The sequence below is a fragment of the Vibrio sinus genome (genome assembly GCF_023634645.1).
GTDB classification, from domain to species: Bacteria; Pseudomonadota; Gammaproteobacteria; order Enterobacterales; family Vibrionaceae; genus Vibrio; species Vibrio sinus.
Genome location: NZ_JAMKMR010000012.1, coordinates 90655 through 116997, shown reverse-complemented (window position 1 = coordinate 116997; position 26343 = coordinate 90655). Strand labels below are relative to the sequence as shown.

Annotated in this window: 22 protein-coding genes; 9 read left to right on the top strand and 13 right to left on the bottom strand. The window is 43.8% G+C overall.

Annotation, left to right across the window (positions count from 1 at the left end):
* Positions 1-462: 462 nt before the first annotated feature.
* The 4 genes from M9194_RS13710 (at position 463) to M9194_RS13695 (ending at position 4504) form a co-directional block, all read left to right on the top strand.
* A complete protein-coding gene (locus M9194_RS13710) occupies positions 463-1005 on the top strand; it encodes a hypothetical protein (protein ID WP_250613240.1) in 543 nt (180 codons plus the stop codon).
* Between the two features lie 543 nt (positions 1006-1548).
* Positions 1549-2487: an HlyD family secretion protein gene (locus M9194_RS13705; RefSeq protein WP_250613280.1), complete on the top strand. Its 939-nt coding sequence runs from the start codon at positions 1549-1551 to the stop codon at positions 2485-2487.
* Positions 2484-3410 (top strand): ABC transporter ATP-binding protein, encoded by a 927-nt coding sequence (locus tag M9194_RS13700; RefSeq protein WP_250613239.1) that lies wholly within the window; start codon positions 2484-2486, stop codon positions 3408-3410. The genes M9194_RS13705 and M9194_RS13700 overlap by 4 nt, the downstream gene beginning before the upstream one ends.
* Positions 3407-4504, top strand: coding sequence for an ABC transporter permease (locus M9194_RS13695; RefSeq protein WP_250613238.1), 1098 nt, complete (start codon positions 3407-3409; stop codon positions 4502-4504). Before M9194_RS13700 ends, M9194_RS13695 begins: the two co-directional genes overlap by 4 nt.
* 193 nt (positions 4505-4697) lie before the next feature.
* Here M9194_RS13695 and M9194_RS13690 read toward each other — a convergent pair whose 3' ends face one another.
* The gene (locus M9194_RS13690; protein ID WP_250613237.1) at positions 4698-5576 is read right to left on the bottom strand and encodes an NAD(P)-dependent oxidoreductase; all 879 of its coding nucleotides are present in this window, start codon (positions 5574-5576) and stop codon (positions 4698-4700) included.
* 147 nt (positions 5577-5723) lie between these two features.
* Complete coding sequence (locus M9194_RS13685; RefSeq protein WP_250613236.1) at positions 5724-6953, bottom strand: YjiH family protein; 1230 nt, start codon at positions 6951-6953, stop codon at positions 5724-5726.
* A gap of 345 nt (positions 6954-7298) precedes the next feature.
* Here M9194_RS13685 and M9194_RS13680 point away from each other — a divergent pair, with 345 nt between their 5' ends.
* Together M9194_RS13680 and M9194_RS13675 are read left to right on the top strand one after the other, a co-directional pair.
* Complete coding sequence (locus tag M9194_RS13680) at positions 7299-8420, top strand: aminotransferase (RefSeq protein WP_250613235.1); 1122 nt, start codon at positions 7299-7301, stop codon at positions 8418-8420.
* Positions 8421-8869: 449 nt separating this feature from the next.
* Entirely contained in the window at positions 8870-10459 is a 1590-nt protein-coding gene (locus M9194_RS13675; protein ID WP_250613234.1) for an APC family permease, read from the top strand.
* Positions 10460-10554: 95 nt separating this feature from the next.
* Here M9194_RS13675 and amt read toward each other — a convergent pair whose 3' ends face one another.
* Positions 10555-12822, bottom strand: a complete 2268-nt coding sequence (gene amt, locus M9194_RS13670; RefSeq protein ID WP_250613233.1) for an ammonium transporter — start codon at positions 12820-12822, stop codon at positions 10555-10557.
* Positions 12823-13121: 299 nt separating this feature from the next.
* Positions 13122-13817, bottom strand: coding sequence for a PilZ domain-containing protein (locus M9194_RS13665; RefSeq protein WP_250613232.1), 696 nt, complete (start codon positions 13815-13817; stop codon positions 13122-13124).
* A gap of 271 nt (positions 13818-14088) precedes the next feature.
* On the opposite strand from M9194_RS13665, the gene M9194_RS13660 reads away from it, so the two are divergent.
* Positions 14089-14535, top strand: a complete 447-nt coding sequence (locus tag M9194_RS13660; protein WP_250613231.1) for a nitrogen fixation protein NifQ — start codon at positions 14089-14091, stop codon at positions 14533-14535.
* A gap of 70 nt (positions 14536-14605) precedes the next feature.
* On the opposite strand, the gene M9194_RS13655 is transcribed toward M9194_RS13660, so the two are convergent.
* Entirely contained in the window at positions 14606-15250 is a 645-nt protein-coding gene (locus M9194_RS13655) for a helix-turn-helix transcriptional regulator (RefSeq protein ID WP_250613279.1), read from the bottom strand.
* Between the two features lie 53 nt (positions 15251-15303).
* Positions 15304-16143, bottom strand: coding sequence for a helix-turn-helix transcriptional regulator (locus tag M9194_RS13650; protein WP_250613230.1), 840 nt, complete (start codon positions 16141-16143; stop codon positions 15304-15306).
* Positions 16144-16288: 145 nt separating this feature from the next.
* Between M9194_RS13650 and M9194_RS13645 the strand changes: the two genes are divergently transcribed.
* Positions 16289-17695: an MFS transporter gene (locus M9194_RS13645; protein ID WP_250613229.1), complete on the top strand. Its 1407-nt coding sequence runs from the start codon at positions 16289-16291 to the stop codon at positions 17693-17695.
* A 544-nt stretch (positions 17696-18239) separates the two neighbouring features.
* Positions 18240-19034, top strand: coding sequence for a substrate-binding periplasmic protein (locus M9194_RS13640; RefSeq protein ID WP_250613228.1), 795 nt, complete (start codon positions 18240-18242; stop codon positions 19032-19034).
* 42 nt (positions 19035-19076) lie between these two features.
* Here M9194_RS13640 and M9194_RS13635 read toward each other — a convergent pair whose 3' ends face one another.
* The 7 genes from M9194_RS13635 to M9194_RS13605 all read right to left on the bottom strand — a co-directional run bounded on the left by M9194_RS13635 (position 19077) and on the right by M9194_RS13605 (position 26299).
* Positions 19077-20081, bottom strand: a complete 1005-nt coding sequence (locus M9194_RS13635) for a substrate-binding domain-containing protein (RefSeq protein WP_250613227.1) — start codon at positions 20079-20081, stop codon at positions 19077-19079.
* A gap of 11 nt (positions 20082-20092) precedes the next feature.
* The gene (rbsK, locus tag M9194_RS13630) at positions 20093-21010 is read right to left on the bottom strand and encodes a ribokinase (protein ID WP_250613226.1); all 918 of its coding nucleotides are present in this window, start codon (positions 21008-21010) and stop codon (positions 20093-20095) included.
* Positions 21011-21137: 127 nt separating this feature from the next.
* Positions 21138-22016, bottom strand: coding sequence for a ribose ABC transporter substrate-binding protein RbsB (gene rbsB, locus M9194_RS13625; protein ID WP_250613225.1), 879 nt, complete (start codon positions 22014-22016; stop codon positions 21138-21140).
* Positions 22017-22075: 59 nt separating this feature from the next.
* A complete protein-coding gene (gene rbsC, locus M9194_RS13620) occupies positions 22076-23059 on the bottom strand; it encodes a ribose ABC transporter permease (RefSeq protein WP_250613224.1) in 984 nt (327 codons plus the stop codon).
* A complete protein-coding gene (rbsA, locus tag M9194_RS13615; RefSeq protein ID WP_250613223.1) occupies positions 23056-24561 on the bottom strand; it encodes a ribose ABC transporter ATP-binding protein RbsA in 1506 nt (501 codons plus the stop codon). Before rbsA ends, rbsC begins: the two co-directional genes overlap by 4 nt.
* A 24-nt stretch (positions 24562-24585) precedes the next feature.
* A complete protein-coding gene (gene rbsD, locus M9194_RS13610; RefSeq protein WP_250613222.1) occupies positions 24586-25005 on the bottom strand; it encodes a D-ribose pyranase in 420 nt (139 codons plus the stop codon).
* Positions 25006-25300: 295 nt separating this feature from the next.
* Complete coding sequence (locus tag M9194_RS13605; protein WP_250613221.1) at positions 25301-26299, bottom strand: 2-hydroxyacid dehydrogenase; 999 nt, start codon at positions 26297-26299, stop codon at positions 25301-25303.
* Between the last annotated feature and the right edge of the window lie 44 nt (positions 26300-26343).

Here is a 26343-nt window from a genome sequence, read left to right as displayed (position 1 = left end):
TACGAAACATATACCAATCGTTACGTTATATCAACAAATAAATATTACTTTCACGCTTTACAATATCGTTAAAAATCCAAAAATAACAAAACAATAAACCATTTTATCATCAGGATTAAAAACAAAATATTTTTACACAATAACCATAATTGATAGAAATAATCACAACACAATGCATAGATCTTGCAAACAACCTCACTAAGCAAAAGAACAAAGACCAAGATCCAATTTGAATATTTAGATTTCAATTATGAATTTTTAACCGAAAATGTCGGGAGGAACATCAAAATTAACAAAGTTGATACTATCAAAACTATCATTAATTCGCTTGTATTCTGCATTTATTAATCAATTGTATTTTTATTGTTAAATTTTTGTATTGATAAAAGATTCACTCGTGCTAGCTTAATAATGCTCACGCATTACATAGATTGTAATTTTATATATTTAAGGATGATTAAAATGAAACTTGTATACAAAGTTGGTATTCTCTCGGCTATTATTTTCTCAGGCGCAACCATGGCAGAAGTAAATAACTCTTCTGAAGCTGCTTATTGTATCGATCATGGTGGTAAGGTAGAAACTATGGTTGCGAAATACGGAAATGATGTAAATGGATTTGAAAAACAATTCTGCACCTTCGCCAAAGATAATGGATTTATCGCTGTTGGCTTGGATGCCTACGCTTCTGAAAAACCCAATATGGCAGCAACTTACATTCAAAAGCTTGGAGCTATTGATGACTCCTCTGCGTTATGGGATGGAAATTACACCAACCCGTCAATGAATGTTTGTCATAATTTAGGTGGTTCTTCAATTACTTATAACGTTGTTTCAGGTGGCTTTACCAACAACTTAGGTGCTTCAGATATCTGTACCTTTGGAGACGGCTCCATGGTGAGCGCTTGGTCTTTAATCTATATGGAGAACGGCCGCACAGACTACGATCAAGTTAAAAATACCGTACGCTCTGAACCCATCGACATCATGTATATTCCACAATAATCTAGTCAATATTATATTAACACCTAATATTTAAGTTCTAATGATCTAGGCTTCAGATACTTCTTGAGCACGATTTATCTGAAGCCGATTTGTATTATTGGTATTCTATTAAAATAAAATACACCTATAGATGTGGTAACCAAAACCGTATAAAAATACAAAAACATATCACGCATTAATATTTAAATCCTAAAGTAAATATGACAGAGAACTCTAACCTAATAGATTTGGAATGCTTCATAGCTACCAAAGCAACCAATAAGAGTCGTGATGCATAACAGTATCAATCACAAAATAGCCATTTAATTCTGCAAAATTTGAAATTTGCCGAATTAACTCGGTTTCCTTCCTCCGTTGTTTTTTACACTATAGTTAACCAAACGTTAACCACGACACTCGCGATCTGTATCTCATTCTATCTATAAGTGCTTAAGCGAGGTTGACATCACCTTTCTACAGGTGCCAGTGGTTGCCAGACACACGATTTATTTCCCATTCACTAAACTTTCCGTATTAGGAGCGATTGTGAAAAATTACTTAGTTATGTTTGCGGTATTGTTTCAGCTCACTGGCTGCTCACCGAGCAGCAAGCCTCAAGCATTAGGCACATTAGAGCGGGACCGAATCACTTTTACGGCCACTTCAAACGAAATTATTCGAAAATTGCCTGTACAAGAAGGAAGCCCAGTTAAAGTAGGCGAAGTGCTCGTCCAGCTCGATACAAAGAACCAGCAAGCCATACTCGCTCAGTCCATTGCTCAAGAAGCCAAAGCTCGAGCTTATCTGTTGAAACTTACCAATGGGGAACGACCACAAGATATTGCCTCCGCTCAGGCCAGCGTGTCATTGGCCGATGCACAACTCACCGAGGCAGAAAAAAGCTACAAAAGAACGTATGAGCTTAGAAAAAAGCGCTTGATTAGCCAATCGGATCTGGACTCTGCCGTCGCCAATAGAGACTCTGCTAGAGCAAACTATCGCTCGGCCTATGAAGAATTCGAGAAGCTTACGGCAGGCTCCAGACCTGAAGACGTCGCTCAGGCGAAAGCCGAGCTTGATGCCGCCATCGCTGATGTGTCTTTAGAAAAACAAAAACTCGATGAACTCACTGTGGTTTCTACACGAAATGGCATCCTAGATAGCCTGCCCTATAACCTCGGCGAGCGAGTCCCTGTTGACGGCATAGTTGCGGTCGTTCAAGCCAACCGTATTCCTTACGCTCAGGTGTATGTGCCGGAAACTTACCGTACCCAATTCACTCCGGGCAAAAAGGTTACGGTTCACGTCGATGGCGTTGAGCAAACATTCCAAGGTACGGTGCGCTGGGTTGCCACTGATCCTTCCTTTACTCCCTATTACGCACTGACAGAGCAAGATCGCTCACGTCTAATGTATAAAGCCAAAATTGACTTGGGAGATGCGGCAGCCAACCTTCCATCTGGTATACCAGCTCAAGTTGATTTAGTTAAGGATGGCCAATGAACGACTACGCGATTCAAGCTCAAAATGTAGTGAAACGTTTTGGTGATTTTACGGCGATTGAAGGCATCACGCTCAATGTGCCCAAAGGGAGCATCTATGGGTTTCTTGGACCAAATGGGTGTGGAAAATCCACCACGATTCGAGTTCTCACTGGCCTACTTACCCCAACTGAAGGTTCGGTTGATGTTCTAGGATTAGACATCCCGCGGCAATCTGAACTATTACGCCTAAAAATAGGCTATATGACTCAAAAATTCTCGCTTTATCAAGATCTAAGCGTTGAAGAGAACTTGCAGTTTATTGGACAGATTTTTGGCATGGGCAGAAAACCACTTGCCAATCGTGTCAACGAACAACTAAAAACTTATGGGCTGGACCAACGCCGAAAACAACGCGTGTCAGGCATGAGTGGTGGCCAGAAGCAACGCCTTTCTCTCGCTGCTGCGACGATGCATAACCCCGAACTGTTGTTTCTCGATGAACCAACTTCTGCCGTGGACCCAGAAAACAGGCGTGAATTTTGGGAACAGCTGTTTGATTTATCCGATCAAGGCACCACCATATTGGTGACCACGCATTATATGGACGAAGCCGAACGTTGCCACCGCCTCGCCATTATGGAAGCGGGACTGATCAGAGCTGATGGCGAGCCATTATCTCTGATGGATGACATGGGTGTTAACATTGTAGAGATTAATGCTGGAGGTCTAAGGGCTCTCAAAGAGGCTTTACTTAAGCTGCCTGAAGTCCGATCTGCCGCCCAACTTGGCATTCGATTGCGAGTGCTCATCAGTCGCAGTGTACCTGATCCCATTGCTTGGCTTAGGTCTACATTCACTGAGCTTGTTCAAGCCGAGATGGACTTGGCACGTCCAAGCCTAGAAGATGTTTTTGTATCAGTCACTGGGACGGGAAGACAATGAATTCAATAAACCGAATTAAAGCCGTCTTTATAAAAGAATTGAGGCAGCTCTCACGAGATAACATTACGTTCGCCATGGTTGTAATGATACCTCTTATCCAACTGCTCCTGTTTGGCTACGCCATCAACACCAACGTAAGAAATATCCCGGTTGCTGTCGTCGATCAAAGTCAAAACGCAGCAGGCAGAAATCTGGTTGAATCGATAAGAGCGACACAAGTTGTCAATTTTATTAAGTACTACGCCACCCCTAAGCAAGCCGAGCGGGCAATTCAAGATGGTGTGGTGCGTGCAGCCTTGATCTTGCCTAGAGATCTCACCCAAAGAGCGGTACAAGGCCGAGTGTTAGGTCAATGGATCATTGATGGCAGCGATACAGTCTTAAGTAGCGCCATCATGGCATTACAAAATATGCCTGTTGGAGATACGGCTATACAGATACGTTCTTCGCAAACTAATACTTTTGAAATGACCTTATTTTACAATCCGAGTAGTCGTTCAGCCGTCAATACTGTCCCTGGGCTTTTGGGCATCATTTTAACCATGACTATGGTTTTGTTCACCAGCACAGCAATTGTAAGAGAAAGAGAGCACGGCAACCTTGAGCTGTTAATCACGACTCCTGTGAGTTCATTTGAGCTTATGGTTGCTAAAATCATTCCCTATATTGGCGTGGGCTTGATTCAAGCGACCATCATTCTTGCACTTGGGCATCTCATCTTTAACGTGCCAATCAACGGCGCGCTGTCACAAATTTTCTTGGCTACCCTATTGTTTATTGGTGCAAGTCTAACGTTGGGCCTCATGATTTCCACCGCGGCAAATACGCAGCTTCAAGCCATGCAGATGACGTTTTTTATCTTGCTGCCTTCGATATTGCTGTCGGGTTTTATGTTTCCTTACGAGGGAATGCCCGTGGCGGCACAATGGATTGCTGAAGCCTTACCCGCGACTCATTTTATGCGAATGATACGGGGAATTGTGTTAAGAGGTGCGGATCTTGCTGGGCTTTGGAAAGATACATTGTGGATGGTGTGCTTTATGATTTTAGGCTTAGTAGTTTCCTCGGCCAGATTTAAGAAATCGCTCGACTAACTTTTCCATGCTCAGCTTTTCTGTATAAAACCTTTTCTGTATTAAATATGGAAGGCCTTCATTTTCTATCCTAAAGTTAGTTATACCCATATCACAGATATGGGTATAACTATAAAACGAATAAAGCTAGGGAGCAGGCAATGAAAAACTTCTACTTTTTTAAACTCTTTGATACCTCAGAGCTCTTCATTTTTTACTGATTATTTTCAACCGCTTTAATTAACACCGATGTATCCATACGCCCTAACCCTTTTTCTTGAAGTTGGGCGTATTGTTTATCGACGTTCTTAGTAAGCGGTAACTCCAAGCCGATTTTCTCCGCTTCTGACAAACAAAAGCCCAAATCTTTGCGCATCCAATCAATGGCAAAACCAAAATCAAACTTATCTTGTGCCATAGTGGAAGCTCTGTTCTCCATTTGCCATGAGCCTGCCGCGCCATGTTTTAGTGTTTCGACAACTTTGTTGATGTCCAAATTGGATTTTTGTGCAAGAAGAAGCGCTTCACTTAAACCTTGCAACACACCAGCGATGCAGATTTGATTCACCATCTTACAACGCTGACCTTGACCATTCTCGCCAAGCAATGAGATTTGTTTTGCGTACGAGTCAATAACGGGTTTCACGCGATCAAAAACTGCTTGAGCGCCACCGCACATGACAGTGAGAACGCCGTTTTCCGCGCCCGCTTGCCCACCAGAGACTGGCGCATCAATAAACTTTACGCCAAGTTTTTCGCATTCTTGCGCAAGCTCTAGGGCTAATTCAGCCGATGTCGTAGTATGATCGACCAATACAGCTCCTTGCCTTAGCCCTGCTAAAACACCATCGTCACCATAAACGACACTGCGCACGTCATCGTCGTTGCCCACACAAACAAATACGACATCACACCCTTCAGCAGCTTGCTTCGGAGTCGCTCGGTACTGACCGTTATATTCTTCTGACCAGCGCTTAGCTTTTTCAATCGTTCGATTGAATACTGTCGTTGGGTAACCTGACTTTTGCAGAAAACCAGCCATTGGGTAACCCATGACGCCCAAACCGACAAATGCGACTTTTCCAACACCCATTTCAACTTGCCTCGCTTTACATCTCGCTTAATCGCTGACCCGGCAGGTAGAGCACCTACCCCACATATGACAAAGCATAGTAATTCGTTTCAGCAAAGATTCAAAGCGATGTGGCTTGGGCATAAGCGGTTATTCGAAACTATTCCGTTATTTAAAAAGTAATATTGCTATTGGTATTGCAAGTGCTAGGCTCAAGAACGTCCGGATAAACCAAACGAGTACAAGTTGGCTTACCTTTAAAGGTATTTTCGTTGATAAAATACAAGGTATTGATGCAGAGAAAAACAGAATAGACGATACGCAAACAACCCCAGTAGAAAACCTGGCAACGATGTCTGTATCTTTCATCAATAAAGCTGGCAAAAACATTTCAGCTAAACCTGCTGCACTGGCACGCGCTAATTCCATACTGTGCTCTAAGCCCCAAACACGAGTTATTGGGTAGAATAAATAACCAATCCAGTCGAAGATGGGGGTGAACTTCGCTGCAAGTAGTCCAATGATCCCAACTGACATGATTGTCGGTAAGATGCTAATCGTCATAATTAAACCATCCTTGAGACTGTCGAGTATGTTCCCTCTCACCGAAGGCGCTTTCCCAGCAGCTTCAACGCCTTTACATAGGGCCGTTTTTATTCGGTTACCACTCTCAATTTTTTCTTCGACGTATGCTGTCTCGTTAGTGATATTGCAAAGAGGAGGTAGACGTGCAGTAATGGCTGTTACAATGAAAGTAATGCAAAGCGTGACCCAAAAGTAAATATTCCAAAACTCCATCAGGTTGAGCGTTTTAGCCACTATTAGCATAAAGGTTGCTGATACCGTTGAAAAACCAGTTGCAATGATGGCCGCTTCTCGAGGTGAGTAGTAGCCGGTAAGGTATACGCGATTTGTAATGAGTAGGCCAATAGAGTAACTGCCAACAAATGAAGCTACTGCATCTATTGCTGATCGCCCAGGTGTCCGCCAGATGGGGCGCATTACCCTTTGTAGAAGAACCCCTACGATCTCCAAAAGCCCATAACTCACTAGAAATACAAGAAACACAGATCCAATTGGGACAATTAAGCCAACCGGTATCACGAGTTTTTCAAATAAAAATGGAAGCATATCAGGTGATTGTAAAAACGCAGGGCCAGATTTTGTTATAGCGAGAACTGCAGCAACAACACCGAACCATTTTAAGAGAAGAAATACTTTTTCTGTTCGGCTATTTCGCCAATTCCCCGTGACAATTGGATACACCGCGCCAGCGAGAATCATGAATAATGCGTACCATGAAGCGCCTTCTCCCAACCCTTGTCTAAACCAACTTACTAGATGATCTAACGGGATACTTTGATTGTTATTAATCGATATTGGGACAAAAAAAAACAAAAATCCCGACGCTACTTAATCCAAGCAGCCTACAAAAGTTAGTAAATAGTGATTGGTTAGGTTTGACTAGTTGATTCATGCTACCTCCATGTGCGGGAGGCTAATATATAAAAACCATACAGTTAAGAAAGGCACTATAAAAGAAAGTGTGAACATATGTGGAACAAAACAGTCCACAAAACAATATAGTATAGAATATATAAAACAGTATAAGTTATTGTATGATGAAGCCAGGAATTTCGTTAACGATTTCGTTGTTTTAACAATCATACGCTTGACCACGCTAATCCGCGCGAGTGATATGGTCCTTGTTAGGCTCTCAATAGATGTTAAAGGAAATAACCAATGAAAATTGAAAAGTTTGGTGTAGAAATCTGGATGAACGAGTATGAAAATACTTGTCAGTATAACCTCGCAGAAACCTGCGTAGAGTCGCTCACCGTCGAGCAACTATTAGATATGTCAGGAAAGCGACAAACAATTTTAGATGAATTGCTACCAATGAAACTCACCTATGGGGCGATTGAAGGCTCACAACGGTTAAGAGGTAACATCTGCCAGCTCTACCATAGCCAAGGTATCCATAACATTCTCGTTACTCATGGGGCTATTGGTGGTAATGCCTTAGTGTACGCAACACTTGTTGAGCCTGGCGATCACGTCATTTCTGTCTTGCCCACCTATCAGCAGCACTACTCCATTCCTGAAAGTTTTGGCGCAGATGTGCAAATATTACCGCTGAGAGAAGAGAATGCGTTCCTACCTGACATAAATGAGTTGAAAGGGCTGATAAAGCACAACACCAAGCTCATCGCGCTCAACAACCCAAATAATCCAACAGGCTCATTGATGGATGAAGCATATTTGCAAAAAATAGTGGAAGTCGCACGCTCATGCGACGCTTATATCCTTTGTGACGAGGTGTATAGAGGCACTGACGTCCACGGAGATGGCTTTACCGCATCTATTGCAGATATATATGAAAAAGGCATTGCGACCAGCAGCATGTCCAAAACTTTTTCTTTGGCGGGGTTACGCTTAGGTTGGATCGCAGCGCCAACTCAATTGATAGAGAAGATCACCATTCATCGGGACTACAACACCATCAGCGTCGGTATGCTAGACGATCACTTCGCAAGCATTGCCCTAGAATGCAAAGAACCGCTATTAAAACGTAACCGAGAAATCTGTAAAACAAACCGAGCGATACTTGATAATTGGGTAAATCAGGAACCCTTAATCTCCTACACTAAGCCTCAATCAGGTACAACGGCTTTGCTCAAATACGATCTCGATATCCCGTCCAAGGATTTATGTATCAAGCTACTCGAAGAAAAAGGCGTGATGTTTACACCAGGAAGTGCACTGGATATCGAAGGATATGTAAGAATTGGATACGCAAACAATACCGATGTGCTCAAAACTGGCCTGCAAAAGGTATCGGAATTCCTCGCCGACCGGTCGTAAAAATGCCCCACACCACCGAAAGCTTCTTCTACGGAGCTTTCTCTTTAATACACCTCGAAGTAACTTGAGTATATCAAAATTATTTTCTCTAGATGGTATATCTATAGTTGGCGCAATTCTTTGTGATATACATCTAACAATTTTAACAATAATACTAAAGTATACCATCTTATTATTTTTAAATAGCATATTGTCCTGCATTAATACCATTAATTAAGGAACATACCATACTAGATACGTAAAAAGTTAGCGTGTATCATCCAAGCGCTTTTACACAATCCAATAACTAAATATGGGTATTTTATATTAAAAAATAGGATAGTTATTTATAGGAATGATGAATTTTCTAGCCATTTTTCTTTATAAGCATCAATCCCAGTGAGATTTAAATTTCCCTTACATTATAAATATTTATTTTAATAAATTTATTAAGCTCAGTAGGTCCTAGTGTGAGAATAAAACGTAGTATCTCCCCCATAGCTTTACTCTTTTCTTCAGTCAGTGCCATTTTGGGCTCTGGCTGGTTGTTTAGCGCGTACTTTACCTCCCAATTGGCAGGCCCTGCCGCCATATTAGCTTGGGTCATCGGTGGTATCACTTCTGTCGTGATTGCTTTTGTCTTCGCAGAGTTATGCACCGCTTTCCCTGTCACAGGTTCCAGCACACGAATCCCCCTACTTAGTCACGGAACGCTCGTTAGCTTTGTTTTCTCGTGGATAATTTGGCTCTCCTACATGGCCCTCACGCCAACAGAGGTTCAAGCGGTTGTCCAATACATCGCTTTTTACTTTCCCAACCTAACTCACTCACAAGGGGCATTAACTTCTGAGGGGTATATTGTGGCTACGGGGTTAATGCTTGCAGTCAGCGCCATCAATACGTATTCGCTACAATGGTTAATTCGAGCCAACAGCGCATTAACCTATCTCAAGCTTCTTATCCCTATTATCTTATCCCTCGTGGTGTTGGCCTATTTCCACCAACCAGCTCATTTCGTCCATAAAGAAGCGGGAGGCTTTGCCCCTTATGGTATGCACGGTGTCTTTGCCGCTATTACGACGGGTGGAATTGTGTTTGCTTTTACAGGCTTTAAGCAAGCCGCAGAGCTGGCAGGCGAAGCCAAAAACCCAGCCAAAGCGTTGCCGTTTGCGATTATTGGCTCCATCGTCATTTGCCTTGTGGTTTTTCTACTCTTACAAGCTGCATTTCTCGGCTCAATGAACGAGCAGAACTTAGCCAACGGCTGGCATCATCTGGATCTGAGTGGCGCTATGAGCCCATTAGCTTCCATTTTGCAACAAGACCACCTCGTTGCGTTGTTGCCCCTACTATATATTGGTGCGCTCGCCGGGCCACTTGCATCAGGGTTGATGTATTGCAGCAGCTCAAGCCGTTCGCTTTTCGGTATGAGTAAAAATGGCTACCTGCCCTTGGCATTGCAGCGTATTACCGCACAAGGGAACCCAATGATTGCGATTTTGGTGAACTTTGTTGTCGGCATGCTGATGTTCGCGCCCCTACCGGGTTGGGATAAAATGGTTGGGTTTTTATCATCGCTCATGTCATTAACTTATGCCATCGCCCCTATCGCGCTGCTTGCACTACGCAGACAAATGCCAGATATAGAGCGCCCATTTAAGCTGCCGTTCACCCCAGTCTGGTCTTGGCTTGCGTTTTACATCGCGACCTTGATGTCGTACTGGAGCGGCTGGGAAACCGTATCAAAAATCAGCATTGCGTTAGCCATTGGTTTGGTTGTCTTTTTCGGTTACCACTGTTTTAGTGAGCGCGGCCGTTCATTCAAAATAGATTGGAAAGAGTCGACGTGGATGTGGCCATATTTTATCGGCTTAACTGTGCTTTCTTACGTGGGCAATTTCGGCACAGGCCACCACCTGCTGCCGTTCGGTTGGGACTTTGTCATCATTGGTATTTTCTGCGCTGCCATCATGATGCTTGCTATGCGTTTTAGGCTACCCAACGCCGACACACAGCACTATGTTAAGACGTTCTCTGAAGACGCAGTGGCCACTAAATAACCTCGCTAGCATATCCAAACTTCAAGATATGGTCCGGGCATGCTTTGCCTTCACCTTCCCCCGGCTAACGGGGGAAGCGATGTTAAAGATGACATCTAAATTCGGTATTTCGATACGTTACTGCTAAAACGATCAAAATCTAATTTCAGCGACTCAGACACGCTCCCCAACTGCTCGGTTGAACGCACATTTTCTTCTACGTTGTTCTGAATACTTTCGAGAATTTCATTGGCTTGGTTGGAAAGAGTACTCTGGTTTCGACTGGCACTTTCCACTTCTTTATTTAGCTCGGTGATGCTATCTATGGCATCAATCATAGAGTATAAAGACTCCATTGCACCACGAGAATCTTCACAGCTCTCCGTCATCTGCTTGGAGTAGGAAAGCAATTCTTTCGACGATTCACCAGCCAAACTTTGCAGCTGCTCTATTTGTCCTTGGATATTGGATGTCGCATCTTGAGTACGTTGGGCCAAATTTCTGACCTCATCGGCCACCACAGCAAACCCCCTGCCTAATTCTCCTGCCCGGGCGGATTCAATTGCAGCGTTGAGAGCCAATAAGTTTGTCTGCTCCGCTATCTGCTGTACTAGGACTAATATTTCATTAATGCTGTTGGTTTTCTCCGATACCTGTAACGCCCGCTGTGAAGCCGTATCTAAATCTTCGGATAACCGCTCTATCGAGTGCGATAATCTCTTAATTTGTCCCACGCTGCTGTTCACTTTTTCTGAAGCGCTGCTTGCTTTTGACGAGTTCTCTGCAGAGCTTTCACTGATAGACTTTGCCGAGTCGAGTATTCTAGTTACCAGTCCTGAAATATCTCTTACTGAGTCCGTTTGTTGGCTGGTTTGCTTCTTGGTGGTGTTCACTACTTGATCAAGCTGTTGTGTATCATTTTGGAGAGCGCTACAGGACTTAGACATCAGCGAGATGCTGTGATGAAAGCGATCGAGCAAGTGGTTAAACGAAATTGCTGTTTCTCCGGCCTCCGTCGCCAACTCCACTTCAGCTCTTGAGCGTAAATCCCCAGTAGACACGATTTTTTGCATGGTTCTCATGGTGTCTAGCCATACGGTTTTCGCACCATGTTCAACAACATTAAGGCCTTGATCTTCTTCTTCGTCCGATACACGTAAGTCGTGGAAAAGACGCAAAATGTAAAAACTCAACAACCCCATACCAAATGCCCAGATAAACACGCTCACGACTCCGGTCAATTGGACGAAAAATTGGTCGATACGACTGCCTGCCGCCAAGCTCGATTCGGCGGCAAAAAATGCAATCGCAATCGTACCCCAAATGCCACCAACGCCATGGACCGCAATCGCGCCGACCGGGTCATCCAGTTTAAAGTTGCGCAGTAAAATTACTTCGGCAGAATAAACAATCGCCGCACCTATAATACCAATGAGAATAGCGCTATTTGGCTCAACAAAAGCGCACCCAGCGGTTATCGCCACTAGCCCCGCTAAAATACCGTTTAACGCGTGCTCCACTCGAATCAAGCCTTGGTTAAATACGCCTGAAATAAACAGTGCGGTTAATCCACCAGCGCAGCCACTTAATACCGTGTTAACAATAATTTTCGCGATGGAACCATCTGCGGTTAACGTACTTCCACCGTTAAATCCAAACCAGCCGAACCACAATATGAATACGCCGAGCGTGGCCACGAGTAAATTATGACCCGGAATATCCTGAGGCTCACCATTCTCATCAAATCGGCCCTTTCTCGCACCTAATACAATGACTCCGGCTAACGCAACCCATCCCCCCACAGAGTGCACGACCGTTGAGCCAGCAAAGTCCATGAAGCCTTTTGCTTCAAGCCAGCCAGGATCTCCACCTAGTAAAGCACTGCCCCATATCCAGTGCCCACTTATTGGATAAATAACGGTACTGATCACCACAGAGATAATCAGGTACGCATTGAACTTCATTCGTTCAGCTACAGCTCCCGCTACGATCGTTGCCGCCGTACCCACAAATGTGGCCTGGAATATAAAGAAAGCGTAATCCATAGGCTCTGACAGTTGTATTCCAGAATTGAATACGCTACCCAGCCATCCACCAGCGCTGCTGCCAAACATAAGAGCAAAGCCAACAAACCAAAACGATAAAACCGCAGCGGTAAAATCACTGATGTTTTTAACGGCAACGTTGTAGCTATTCTTTGCGCGTATCATCCCTGACTCAAGCATGGTAAAGCCTGCTTGCATAAAGAACACAAGTCCTGTTGCAACAAGCACCCAAAGAACATCTAAGTTACTTACAACTTGGGCAATATTGTCGTTTGCCATGCTAGGTGAAGAGAAGAAAAGAACAGTAATACCAGAAATCCATTTTTGGCAGCCATTCATGACGTTAATATTCCATTTTATTATTAGTATTTTCAATAATAGAACAACTCACGACATTGAATAATTACCACTAAGGGCAAAAGTCCAATTTCACACTTTGCAATAGGAGTCAAAACGCTATTTCAGTATTGAATCTGAGAATACTTAAAAAATATACATACTGTTAATTTTCAAATAAATTCAATATATTCACCATGCTTATACTGACTCTTTTACATTGGATAACATAGGACAGAAAGGTAGGGTTTAGATCAACTTGTTACATATCGATAGTGAGATCAATATCCCAATATTCACAGTCAAAGCAAGAAGTGATGCAGTGCTTGATCAAACGATAGGCGCTCTAGCATGTCTTGAGCCGCTTCGTTAGACTCTTCACTAATCATCACACCATATTTCCAATATTGGTTCGAGCGTTTTTTATTTTTAATGACACCTTGTAGACGAATGCTGTCCTCTGTGTGGCTATCGTCTTGGATTTGGAGTTCGACTGGGTCTTCTTTTTGATATTCCTCTTGGTCGAGAGCAATAAACATTTGGCAACCTCGCCCTGAGAAGTCTCTAATTTCACACTGGCTACTATTACTTTCTGGGTTCACTACCCCATTTAACGCTATCTCAAGCCGTGCTTCAGCGCGAATTCCGTATTTAATATGAGCCTCTTTAGGCAACGATATAAATAAAATGCTCTTTTTCCCCAAAGGCATAATATGTTCAATGGCACTTTTAAAGTAGATTTTGGCACCTTCTCCGCGTTGCGACAGTGCACACGCTTTCACGCGATGGCCTTTTTTAATGAACTGGGAAAACTTATCAGGAGAAATTGGCGGAGATTCAAGTAGTAACAGGTTTTGAGAGTGGACGCCGATGTATTTGGTGCGGCAGCGCAAAGTTTCATTATTGGCAGCAGCGACATAAAACGCGATTTCGCTCGAAGAAGACACAAGAGACATCGCGTATTCACCACTCGCCGTATCATCATCTTTGTTAAACATTCGCTCTGCTCCTTACCAATAAGCTATTGAAGTTCAATAATTACTCCCCAGCAACGGTGTATTTCCTTACCAAGCTTGTGAATGGACTGGTTTCTCTACAGCTTAGTTACATACCTAAATCACTTCAAGATGCGAGTCTTAGCGCGACAAAAATGGTCTTGCTGCTATACCAAATTGATATATCTATCTAATCATATTAGTGTATTATTTGTGGCTAAGGAAAATTTAACCACTTATTTTAAAAGGACTTTTATAGCAGATGGATTTTCATATGGATATTGACCAATCTAAAACCTTCTACGTTTCAAAACTTCAAGCAATGGCGGGTAAACGTCACTCTATTCCAGATACAGAGGTGAAAAGATATAGCCAACTCATCACCGCAAACCCTCTCCCTTTAGAGTTTTACGATGACTTAGTGGAGCTGATGCTTAATCATTCAGACCAATCCGTCCAAGCTAAAGTTTGGGCCCATAAAATCGCCATAGCGTGTTGCGGTAAGACGCACTTGTACACTGATATGGGATTCGAGGAAAGGCAGAAGGTATCGAGCCTTTTCCATACCTACTTTCCAACCCTTGCGGAAAAAAACATTGGCAATGCAATGCGATGGAAAAAATTCCTTTATCGACAATTTTGTTTAAGTTCTGGTTTGCCAATATGCCCTTCAGCCTCGTGCAGCGAGTGCCCTAGTTACAGTGAGTGTTATAGCGCCTGATTCAGGCGTTCTATACTTCAAAATTGGCTTTGAACAACTGGCTACTTTTTCCAATCGTACCGTCATTAAATCACGCTCCTCGATTGCGGATTTCACGCAGATAATTAAATACCGTTGCTCGCCCCATATTAAGCACATTGGCCACATAATCTGCTGAACTCTTGGCCTTAAACGCGCCCTCATTAAATAGAGCTTCTACCAACTTTTTCTTTTCCGCTCGGCTCAATGTTGACAAGGTCACTCTATTATTCGACAACCAAGAATGTACAAAGCTGTTTATTTTTTCTTGCCAATCGTCATGAAACAGCTTTTCTGGCTGCGGGATGAGCGTCTTAACTGGTAAGAGGGTTTCTAGTAAAGCCTTTGCTTCTTCGACGGGGGCCGTATTCATATTGATACACAGCATACCAATCGGTTTTGACCTTTCATCACGAATCACAACGCTGGTTGAGCAAATGCGTTTACCATCCCAGTTAATTTTCTCATAGGGGCCAATCACATTCTCTGATGGATCAAAGTCCACTTCATCCAGTGCTGAAGGATCCCCCAGCTTTCTTTTCGATAGGTTGTTAGCGATATACACCACTTGTTGGCTAACCATGTCATGAATGATGACTTCAACATAGTCTGAAAACAACAGTGCGATACCATCTGCAACGTTGGCATAACCGTTTATTAGTTTGTCAGCATTGGTTTGTTTTTCTAGGGTGGTCATCACAACGACTCCAAAGGCACATAACTTATTGTCTTATTTAGCATAACGTTAATTTAATTCCAAATACCTGCCAACTTCTGATGCTCAACGTCTGTGCGCGGATGATAAACGATCATCCTGCCGCTCGTATTGCCAGAAAAATTCCACCAAATCTGTTTTTTGAAGATCATTAAATCCAACTCTGCGTGGCAAAATTCGAACTCTGCTTCTTCACAATAGCGTACTGATTTTTCGCTCCAAAAATCGCTAAATGCATCGGAGATGCCCTGAAAACGTTTGATACGTTGCTTTAATATTTGATCATCTGTTTTTGGTGCTGACATGGCCCGAAGGATAGCGGCCATCCGCTGCAGGTTTTCATCCAACGAATTCGAGTCGTTGATTTGCATAAACTTTTGCCACTTGGCGTGAGTAATTGTTAAATAAACATAATTTCGCTCTTCTAGCGGCAACATGCTCAAGTCTATCCCACACATTCTCTTGTAAGACTGGTTACATGCAAGAATATCAAAGTAATCATTAATCACCAGAGCGGGAAGCGGGTCTAGTTGATCAAGCAACCTTTTTGACTCAGTTGATATTTGAAAGCAAGCTTCAGAAGGAATGGAATACTGTTGGGTAGCCAAGGTTTTAATATATTGCTTCTCAGAGGGGTTTAACCGAAGCGCATCACCTAGCGCCATCAGCGCGATGTCTGATATACCCGCAGCCTTACCTCGTTCAATTTTACTGTACCAAACGGTGCTCATCCCTGCGAGATGGGCAACATCTTCACGCCTCAACCCTGGCGTACGTCGACGTAGTGGTGTCGGTAGCCCCATCTCCTCTGGTGCAATGCTTTCTCTTTTACGACGAAGAAAATCGCCAATCATTTGGTAATTTGTATTGGCCATGGTTTATCCTGATACTATTTATACGAGTCTAAGTAGTTTCTTGATGCAGATCACGCAGGTCTCATAATAGCGGTTCATTTTCAATTGGTATACCCCGTTACCTCAAGGTGAGGAATCAGGGTGACTTGAATAGGGATAGCATATTATGGAATCTCAGAAAAATTCACTTGGCACATTTGCATTAATCTTGCTCGTTGCAGGGCAGCTATTACCTCAAATTGATTTTTCCATCGTCAATGTCGCATTAGAAAGGATCGGACAATCTCTTGATACTAATGACATTGGACTGGTACTGATTGTTGCCATTTATGGCCTTGCCTATGCAGCCATGATCGCAACAGGGGGGCGATTGGGGGATCGCTATGGCAGAAAAAAGATATTTCTGATTGGCGTTATAGGATTTGGCTTAGCTTCTGTGATCTGTGGTATGTCGGAGAATCTGACGGTTATGCTGATAGGACGGCTATTACAAGGCGTCTTTGGCGCTCTGCTCATTCCGCAAATTCTTGCCATCATACATTCTTCGCTCTCAGGTGAACGTCATAGCCGAGCAGTGGGCATTTATACCTCAATTGGCGGCCTTTCTTTTGTTTTAGGTCAGTCGTTGGGAGGGTGGCTAGTATCTGCCAATGTCTTTGATTTAGGATGGCGACTCACCTTTTTCGTCAATATTCCCGTTTGCGTATTTGTGTTGATATTTGGCTTTAAAGTCATTCCCGAATCCCAAACGCAAGCCATTCCTAAAATGGATTATGCGGGTATCTCTCTATTTACTTTGTTGTTAACCTGCTTACTCGTCCCAATGTCTGTCGGCAGCCATTGGCCAGAACTATGGTGGTTACTCCTATTCACCCTTCCACTAAGCTGGATGCTTTGGAATCTCCAAGTACGAAAAGAGGCTCAGAAACAAAACCCCGTGTTTCCCCCGTCTTTATTTAACACACCAAAGTTTGTTGTTGGAATTATATGCTTGATGGGCGTTGCTCTTACATTCCCTGGTTATATTTTCGTTACCGCTTTAACGTTGCAGAGTAAGTTGCACTTTACACCATTGCAATCTGGGAACACCTTTATTTCGATGGGGCTTCTTTACTTTTTGGGTAGCATATTAAGCAAGCGCATTGGCGCACGTATTGACGATTACCGGTATTACATTATTGGCATTAGTTTGACGGTCATTGGTTTTATTAGCACCACCTACGCCATAGATTGGTTCGGTAATCAGATACAAGTATGGGATCTGGTGATTGCGACGGCGTTTGCTGGATTTGGCAATTCATGCCTAGCTTCTAGCGCATATCGAATAGCACTTTCACACGTCGAGCAAAACCAAGCGAGTGGGGCCAGCACGGTATTAAATACCGTCATGCAGGGTTGTTTCCCAATTAGTACTGCAATCTCTGGTGAGATTTACTCAATTACCTCTTCTTTTAATGAAGTGGTGACCATGACATCAGTGTTGACTGTGCTGGCAGCAATACTGATGGTAGTGGGTATTATTGTGTATGCCAAAAGACCCGTGAGGCAGCTCGCCAGTATAAAACCTCAGTAAGGTCATTCCAACGTTATTGGCTCGGCTCAACATCCGTTACGACAAAAATGCACTGGTGCTTTTCACAATTTAAAAAATCGACCATTTCCGGCCCCAGCTCGGGCCGACTACATTCCATATCCCCGTCAAATGCGCATCCTTCACATGATCCGGCGTCTTTTGATCTGCACTGAATAATTTGTTTGTTTGTGATGTTGATATTCAATGTTTCTTCCCTAAAAAATAACCCTGAATTGACCTGATAAAGCTTGGTCCAAATGACAAATACGAGACTATCGTTCAGATTAAGCGGCCACAAGGTATAAAATTATTCACTTGAGCAATAACGCATAATTATTAGTCATGTCGAAAAGCAACAACAATGCATATGCTTGAATTCAGACACAGAACTATACTTGTCCTTGTTGATCCGTATTACTTATTAAAGATTAATGATATTGAAAGTGGTCGAAAAGAATCGAAAAATGAGGCGTTGGTGGGCAATTAGCGTTCAATTAACTTGAGTAACTGTACTATCTTCAAACTAAGTAGGAAGGTAAAGAATATGATTCAAGTGATCCGCAATCTGTTCGTCTTGGTGGTAGCAGCCTCTATACCCATCTATGCATCAGCCGAAACTACACTAAGATTGGCATACTCCGACGTAGAGTCATACCCATTCCAGATGGGAAATGGTACAGAAGTGAGTACCCCTCCAGGGCTAGCATTAGATGTCATCAATGCCGTAGCTGAAGAGCTTGATTTACGAGTTCAATACATACGAGTGCCAGGTAAACGTGTGTTGCAAGACATCGAGACTGGCAGCGTCGATGGCGGGTTTATTTTTTCTTACAACACGCAACGAGCGCAATATGCGAATTATCCAATGCACGACCAACAGCCGGACCGTAGCAAACGAATTGCGACCATAGGTTACTACTTCTATGTGCTTCAAGGCCAGCCGTTATCATGGAATGGAGAGAACCTTGTTGGTTCAAACAAAAAAGTGGGCGCTCATTTAGGCTTCTCTATTGTTCGAGAGCTTAAGAATAAGAATTTTAACGTTTATGAAGTCAAAACTACTGAGCAGTTATTTAACATGCTAAGGCGACAGCGTGTATCAGCCATTGCCGTCCAAGACACCATGGCTCAGAAATTTCTAGGCAGCCAAAGTGGCAATCATATTAAAAAGCTCCACCCACCAATTACCACCAAAGACTACTACTTGGTGCTGAGCCACCCATTTGTCGAAAACAACCCCGAGCTAGCGAACAAAATTTGGCAAAGGATAAGAGACGTAAGAGAAGATATTTATTCAACCCACACGGAGAAGTATCTGGTTGAATCTTTGCCCAAATAGATGACTCAACTTAACTCCTCGTGTAGGGCAACCTCTATAAGTCTATTTCTCCATCACGCTATTTCGAACAACCAGTGTAGGTTCTAACTGGACCACAGCGGGCTCCGTCAGTTCTTTTTCCAAACGCTTTAGCAAGGTATCCACCGCGGCTTGTCCCAACCGATATTTAGGCTGATGAATCGTGGTGAGCGATGGTGTCATATATTGGGCAATATGGATATCATCGTAGCCGATAATAGACAGATCTTCTGGAATGTTAATGCCTAATTCGTTGGCCGCATTGATAACGCCCATTGCCATCATATCATTGCTGACAAATAATGCGCTGGGTAGTGGGCCTTGTTGATACATTTTATGTAAGGCTTCATAGCCGCCTTTGCATTCAAAGTCCCCTTCCACAATCCAATTTTGTTGTATTGGTAAGTGGTGCTCTTCAAGTGCTTGGGTAAATCCATTAAACCGATACTCAGCTTGGTGTTTAGACAGTGGCCCGGTGATACAGCCAATGGCCTTGTGACCCGATTCAATCAAATGCTTGGCCGCGATATAGCCGCCACGGTAGGAGTTATCTTGAATTTTATCGCACTCAAACGACATCGGCCCCCAATCCATCACCACAATCGGGATATCGGGTGAACGCTCCAGTCCTGCAATGTGTTCACCTTCTAATGTCGAGCACATCAGCAGTAAACCATCGACACGCTTTTGCAACAAAGTATCGATGGACGCTTTCATTCTCTGGTTGTCACCTTCGGTATTACACAAAATCAAATTGTAATTTTGTTGGTAGCAACTTCGTTCCACGCCTTTCACCACCTCACCAAAAAATGGGTTCGTCGAGGTGGTCACTAGCATACCAATCGTTCGTGTTCGCTTTACTTTCAAGCTACGCGCTAGCGCAGAGGGCGCATAATAGTTCAGCTCTTTCGCCGCATTATTCACGCGCTCTGAAATCTCTTCGCTCACGTAGCGTGTTTTGTTGATGACATGACTGACGGTCGACGTTGATACACCGGCGAGCTTGGCTATGTCCTTCATTGTCGCCATGGATATGTTCCTTATCGACTCGTTAAAAAGGCTTCCACTTCATCACGAGATGGGATGGAAGTTTGCGCGCCAAAACGAGTCACTGAAATAGCGGCCGCTGCGTGAGCAAATCGAATGGCCGATTCTAATGGCATAGCTTCAAGTAAACCTGTCACAAACGCGCCATTGAAGGTATCCCCTGCTGCAGTTGTATCTTGCGCATCAACTCGAAAACCTGGAATCAGCTTACCTTTACCTTTCTCACTGCACCAAACGCCTTTGGCCCCTAGCGTAATTAAGACCAAATTGACGCCTTTTTCGTGCAATGTGTCTGCCGCTTTTTGCACGGAAGGCTCATCCGTCACTTCAATGCCGGTCAGTACTTGGGCTTCTGTCTCGTTGGGTGAAATAATATCAACCATTGACAGTAAACGATCTGAAAGTGGGCGTGCGGGTGCAGGGTTAAGAATCACTTGTGTACCGTACTCCTGCGCAATCTGTGCGGCTTTTTCAACGCCATCTATCGGTGTTTCCAGTTGCATTAGCACATAATCTGCCTGCTGAATACGAGAAAAGTCAGGCTCCAAAGCTTTCGCGGTTAGCTGGGCATTCGCCTCAGCGGAAATACAGATACTGTTTTCTCCACTATCAGCAACCTGAATCATGGCTATCCCCGTTGGGCAGTTTTGTTGTGTCTTTACACCTGACACATTGATACCGTCGCGCTCGAATTGCTGGCGGATATTTGTACCAAATGCATCATCCCCCACACTGGCGATAAATTCAATGTCAGCGCCTAACCGCGCTGCGGCAACCGCCTGGTTGGCACCTTTCCCTCCAGGAATCACCTGATAGTTGGAACCGTGTAAGGTCTCTCCAGGACGAGGAAAGGAAGGGACTTGGAGCACATGATCGGCGTTGACACTTCCGATCACCACTAACTTATTCATATTAGAATCCTAAATCTCAAAGGTTGCTAACAACAGGCGACTGACATGTATTGGGTTTAATTTCGACATCATGATAGCCGCTCCTTCTAATTCGTTTCAAAACGATAGAAAAAGCGGCTCGAGTATCTTACTTAGAAATGACTTTTAGTGGAACTGGGATATTTTTCGCGACAGATTCACCTTTTAGTACTTTGTCTGCTGTTTCCACCCCTAGCGCACCGATCAGTTTTGGCTGCTGAGCAATCGTCGCCGCCAATTTGCCACGCTCTACCGCCGCAATGCCGTCTTTCGTGCCATCAAAACCAACAATCAGTACTTTCTTTCCGGAGGCCTGAACTGCGCGTAGTGCGCCTAATGCCATTTCGTCATTTTGAGCGAAAACAGCTTGTACATTTGGGTACGCTTCGAGCAAGTTCTCCATTACGTTCAAGCCCTTGGTGCGGTCGAAATCGGCAGGTTGGCTGGCAAGCAGGTCCATATGGCTCGCTTTCACCGCCTGCATGAAGCCTTCACCTCTTTCGCGTGCAGCAGATGTACCTGCGATGCCTTCAAGTTGGATCACTTTCGCGTTATCACCCAGTTTACTCACAATGAAATCACCTGCCATTTTACCACCAGCAACATTATCTGAAGCAATATGGCTCACTACTTTGCCTCGGCTTGCACCACGGTCTAGTGTAATCACGGGTATGTTGGCTCTGTTCGCCATGCGAATCGCATTGGCAACCGCATCTGAGTCAGTCGGGTTAATTAAAATCGCTTTCACACCACGAACCGTCAAATCTTCAACATTGGATAACTCTTTGCTCGGATCATTTTGTGAATCCAACACAATCAACTTATAGCCCAATTCTTTGGCCTTGGCTTCCGCCCCATCTTTCATAGAAACGAAAAACGGGTTGTTTAAAGTTGAAATAACAATGGCTATCGTGTCTTGAGCATGAGCTGCGACAGAATAAACCGAAGTTAGTAATAGCGAAAAAATAAAAGTTACTAATTTTTTCATCGTTATGTCCTTAATGTAGGGTGGCTTGAGGCAAGCGATTCAAGCCAGGTTTTAAGCTGCTATTTATTTTTATTGTCTACCAGTACCGCAAGTAGGATAACTACCGCTTTTGCGATCATCTGGTAGTAAGACGATACATCCAGCAGGTTTAACGCGTTGTTCAAAAAACCAATAATCAAAGCACCAATTAAGGTTCCCATGATTCGGCCTTTGCCGCCCATTAAGCTGGTGCCACCTAATACCACTGCCGCAATGGCATCTAACTCATACCCTGTACCAGCAGTAGGTTGAGCCGACGACAGTCTGGAGGTGACAATGATCCCGGCTAAAGCGGCCAGTAAACCACTGATGGCATAAACGCCTATTTTTACTCGGTCCACGTTGATACCTGATAGGCGAGTCGCCGACTCATTGCCGCCCAAGGCATAAACGTAACGACCAAATCGTGTGTGATTGAGCACATACCAAGCGATGGCGAAAACGATCACCATCAGCCAAACAGGCACTGGAATACCAAGAGCGTATCCTGTACCAAACCAAGAAAAAGCATCGGCGGTATTAGTAAAACCTGTTGAGATAGGGCGACCTTCGGTATACACCATTGTCACACCACGCAATAATGTCATCGTAACCAAAGTGGCGATAAAGGCTTGTACCTTGCCTTTGGCGATAATGATGCCGCTGATAGCACCCAATACCGCGCCAGCGAGTAATGCGGTGGGTACGGCAACCAGTACCGGAACTTGCATCGCTATCAAACTGGCAGCAAATGCACCACAAAGTGCCAACACAGAGCCGACACTCAAATCAATTCCAGCAGTCAAAATAACCAAGGTCATACCTACTGCAATGATAGCATTGACTGAGGTTTGCCTAAGAATATTGAGGATATTATCGACAGTAAAAAAGTTAGGGTTTAAAAACGACACCACAGCAATCAAAAGAAGTAAGGCAATTAAGGATTTTTGCTCAATCAACCATTCTTTACTCAATAATGTTTTGCCGCTTGTCGTTACAGGTTTATTCATGGTCTTCGTGCTCACGCTGCATCCTCGTTGACATTCTTACCGACCGCGCAGGCCAGCAGCATTTCTTGGTTGGCTTTTGTTGCATCAAACTCGCCAGTAATCCGACCCTCATGCATCACTAAAATGCGGTCGCTCATACCTAACACTTCCGGCATTTCCGAAGAAACTAAGATGATGCTCATTCCTTCTGCCTTAAATTTGTTTATTAACTGGTAAATCTCTTTCTTCGCGCCCACATCAACGCCACGAGTGGGCTCATCCAAAATCAGCACTTTCGGTCGGGTCATTAACCCCTTGGCAATGGCTACTTTTTGCTGATTACCACCAGATAAGTTACCAATAATCTGGTTTCGACTAGGCGTCTTGATGTTGAACAGTAATATGAAATCCTCAACAGCCAAGACTTCTTGACTGTGTTGAATTTGGACACCTTTGGACAATTTATCGAGTGCGCAAAGTGACATATTTTCTTTGACTGATAGGTCTAAAACGAGCCCATCGCCTTTGCGATCTTCTGAGATATAGGCGATACCTTGCGCAAGCCCTTGTTGAGGGCTCTTCGGTCCAATGGGTTGGCCATCAAGTCGTATCGTGCCCTTGTCACTTGGTAGTGCCCCATAGATCACTTTCATCAGCTCCGTACGACCAGCCCCCATTAGACCAGAGATCCCTAAAATCTCACCACGGTTTAAGCTAAAGCTCACATCGTGGACACCTGATCCTGTCAGGCCTGAGACCTCTAAACACACCTTGCCATGTTTTGCTTCGATGCGAGGGTATTGCTCTTCTAGCTTTCGCCCCACCATCATCTCAATTAAGTGGTCTTCGTCAGTCTCGCTGACCAAACACTGGTTGATAAATTGACCGTCGCGAAGCACAGTAATGTCGTCGCAAATTTCAAAAATTTCTTTTAGGCGATGAGAGATATAAACAATGCCGCAACCCTGTTCCCTGAGCTCATTGATCACATTAAACAACGATTCTGTTTCTGTATCAGTGAGCGCATCGGTTGGCTCATCCATGATGATCACTTTTGATTCGAGAGACAGCGCTTTGGCAATTTCCACCATCTGCTGTTCGCCCAGACTCAAATCACCTAACGGCGTTTTGGAACTGTGCTTAACGTTTAACCTTGCCAGCAGTTTATCGGCTTCTTGGTACATTTTGGCCCATTGCACTCTGCCAAGAGCCCCAGTTATCTCACGACCCAAGAAAATGTTTTCCGCAATGGTCAGCTCTGGAATTAAATTGAGCTCTTGGTGGATAATACTAATCCCGGCTTGTTGGGAATCTCGGGGGCCACGAAATGTTGTAGGTTTGCCTTGATATTGAATGAGCCCGGAATCGAGCGAATAAATGCCTGTCAGCACTTTCATCAAGGTTGATTTACCCGCGCCATTCTCTCCCATTAAGGCCATCACCCGCCCTGGGTAAACATTAAGACATGCCTTATCCAACGCTTTCACACCCGGGAAAGCCTTCTCAATATCTTTTAGTTGTAAAATAGCGTCTGTCATCACCAACCCTCAGCTTCGAAAAGATTAAAACGCCACGCCAGCCTGGAAGATAACGTTAGCATAAGGTGTACACTCTCCCGTTCTCACCACCGCTCGGCTCTGCTTCGTTCTAGTTTTGAATTCCTCATGGGAGAGATAGTGAACACCAATCTCACTGCCCGACTTCTGTGCTTCAGATCGGAGTTCATCCAATAGCGCGTTATGAAGATCTGGGCTCACTTCGGCAAATTCAGTAGCCAAAGTGACAGACTCAATTTTTGATTCAGACAAAATGGCTTTTACCGTACCAATAAAGCTCGGCACGCCGCGCGTTAAACTTAAGTCGATCTTGTGCGTATTCACCGGGATCGGTAATCCTGCATCGCAAATAGTAATTTCATCAGTATGACCAAGACTGGCGACCAGATACGACAGCTCCGAGTTTATAAGAGTGGACTTCTTCATACTTATACCAACATTCCTATATCGTCATGTTCATTCCGATGGCGAAATAGCTATCGGAGTCGTTTTACTATGATTTCATCGATAAAACGCCATCGAAACGTTTCGATGAATCCTAGCGACTAAAAATTGGTTTGTATTTAAACAAGTATTTTTTTGTGATTTTGATCGATTTATTTCGAGGTTGTTAGTAGGTATTAGTGATTTTTATCACTTTTGGTTGGGTACGGCAGATAAATATAGGAGTGCTTCTCTGGTTAACAAAGAGGCACTCTCACACGAACAAACCCTTATTGATTTATTCCATAACTAGCTCATTGCCTGACGTTTGACCACAGAGAAAAGCTTTAATGTTCGCAAGTGTTGTATCGGCAATATTGTGTAGCGCTTCCTTAGTTAAAAATGCTTGATGTCCGGTGAAAATTACATTGTGACAAGCTGATAGACGGCGAAAGACGTCATCGGTCACCACATCATTAGATTTATCTTGGAAGAATAGTTCTTTTTCATGATCGTAGACATCTAACCCAAGTGCGCCAATTCGACCTTGTTTTAGTGCTTCAATCGCCGCTGCTGAGTCGAGTAACTCACCGCGACTGGTATTTATCACCATCACGCCATCTTTCATTTTGCTAAAGGCATGCTTATCGAGTAGATGATAGTTTTCCTCCGTCATTGGGCAATGCAGAGTAATAATATCACTGTGCTCGAATACTTCATCGAGAGAGCAGTATTTGGCTCCCAATTCAATGGCCTGAGGGTTTTCATACGGGTCGTTACACAGTATATCCATGCCTAAGCCTTTTAAAATCCGCATGGCCGCCACACCGATTTTTCCGCTTCCTATGACGCCAACTTTCTTGCCACAAAAATTGAAACCAACCAAGCCTTCCAGCTCAAAATTAGCATCGCGGGTGCGTTGATACGCCTTGTGAATTTTACGATTCAAGCACATCATCAGCCCCACAGCATGTTCAGCTACAGACTCAGGTGAATACGCAGGTACTCTCACAACTTGCAATCCCAGTCGTTTCGCCGCCTTTAAATCGACGCGATCAAACCCGGCACATCGCATAGCGATAACTTTCGTTCCACCTTGTTTCAACACTTGCAGAACTGGCTCACTGAGATCATCGTTAACAAAAGCGCATACGACCTCGTGGCCCTTTGCAAGCCCGGCGGTCTTTTCGGTCAATTGAAATTCATGGAAAGTGAAATCGTATTGATAGGCTTCATTTTCCACTAAAAATGAAGCTTGATCATAAGATTTGGCGCTATACATCGTGATATGCGTCATTAAATGCGTCCTTACCGATAACTCTAATAATACTGCTCTCCATT

What these genes read in the sequence shown, in the direction of transcription:
- M9194_RS13710 (WP_250613240.1), top strand. Translation starts at nt 463, where the DNA reads ATGAAACTTGTATACAAAGTTGGTATTCTCTCGGCTATTATTTTCTCA.
- M9194_RS13705 (WP_250613280.1), top strand. Translation starts at nt 1,549, where the DNA reads ATGTTTGCGGTATTGTTTCAGCTCACTGGCTGCTCACCGAGCAGCAAG.
- M9194_RS13700 (WP_250613239.1), top strand. Translation starts at nt 2,484, where the DNA reads ATGAACGACTACGCGATTCAAGCTCAAAATGTAGTGAAACGTTTTGGT.
- M9194_RS13695 (WP_250613238.1), top strand. Translation starts at nt 3,407, where the DNA reads ATGAATTCAATAAACCGAATTAAAGCCGTCTTTATAAAAGAATTGAGG.
- M9194_RS13690 (WP_250613237.1), bottom strand. Translation starts at nt 5,576, where the DNA reads ATGGGTGTTGGAAAAGTCGCATTTGTCGGTTTGGGCGTCATGGGTTAC.
- M9194_RS13680 (WP_250613235.1), top strand. Translation starts at nt 7,299, where the DNA reads ATGAAAATTGAAAAGTTTGGTGTAGAAATCTGGATGAACGAGTATGAA.
- amt (WP_250613233.1), bottom strand. Translation starts at nt 12,822, where the DNA reads ATGAATGGCTGCCAAAAATGGATTTCTGGTATTACTGTTCTTTTCTTC.
- M9194_RS13665 (WP_250613232.1), bottom strand. Translation starts at nt 13,817, where the DNA reads ATGTTTAACAAAGATGATGATACGGCGAGTGGTGAATACGCGATGTCT.
- M9194_RS13660 (WP_250613231.1), top strand. Translation starts at nt 14,089, where the DNA reads ATGGATATTGACCAATCTAAAACCTTCTACGTTTCAAAACTTCAAGCA.
- M9194_RS13655 (WP_250613279.1), bottom strand. Translation starts at nt 15,250, where the DNA reads ATGACCACCCTAGAAAAACAAACCAATGCTGACAAACTAATAAACGGT.
- M9194_RS13650 (WP_250613230.1), bottom strand. Translation starts at nt 16,143, where the DNA reads ATGGCCAATACAAATTACCAAATGATTGGCGATTTTCTTCGTCGTAAA.
- M9194_RS13645 (WP_250613229.1), top strand. Translation starts at nt 16,289, where the DNA reads ATGGAATCTCAGAAAAATTCACTTGGCACATTTGCATTAATCTTGCTC.
- M9194_RS13640 (WP_250613228.1), top strand. Translation starts at nt 18,240, where the DNA reads ATGATTCAAGTGATCCGCAATCTGTTCGTCTTGGTGGTAGCAGCCTCT.
- M9194_RS13635 (WP_250613227.1), bottom strand. Translation starts at nt 20,081, where the DNA reads ATGGCGACAATGAAGGACATAGCCAAGCTCGCCGGTGTATCAACGTCG.
- rbsK (WP_250613226.1), bottom strand. Translation starts at nt 21,010, where the DNA reads ATGAATAAGTTAGTGGTGATCGGAAGTGTCAACGCCGATCATGTGCTC.
- rbsB (WP_250613225.1), bottom strand. Translation starts at nt 22,016, where the DNA reads ATGAAAAAATTAGTAACTTTTATTTTTTCGCTATTACTAACTTCGGTT.
- rbsA (WP_250613223.1), bottom strand. Translation starts at nt 24,561, where the DNA reads ATGACAGACGCTATTTTACAACTAAAAGATATTGAGAAGGCTTTCCCG.
- rbsD (WP_250613222.1), bottom strand. Translation starts at nt 25,005, where the DNA reads ATGAAGAAGTCCACTCTTATAAACTCGGAGCTGTCGTATCTGGTCGCC.
- M9194_RS13605 (WP_250613221.1), bottom strand. Translation starts at nt 26,299, where the DNA reads ATGACGCATATCACGATGTATAGCGCCAAATCTTATGATCAAGCTTCA.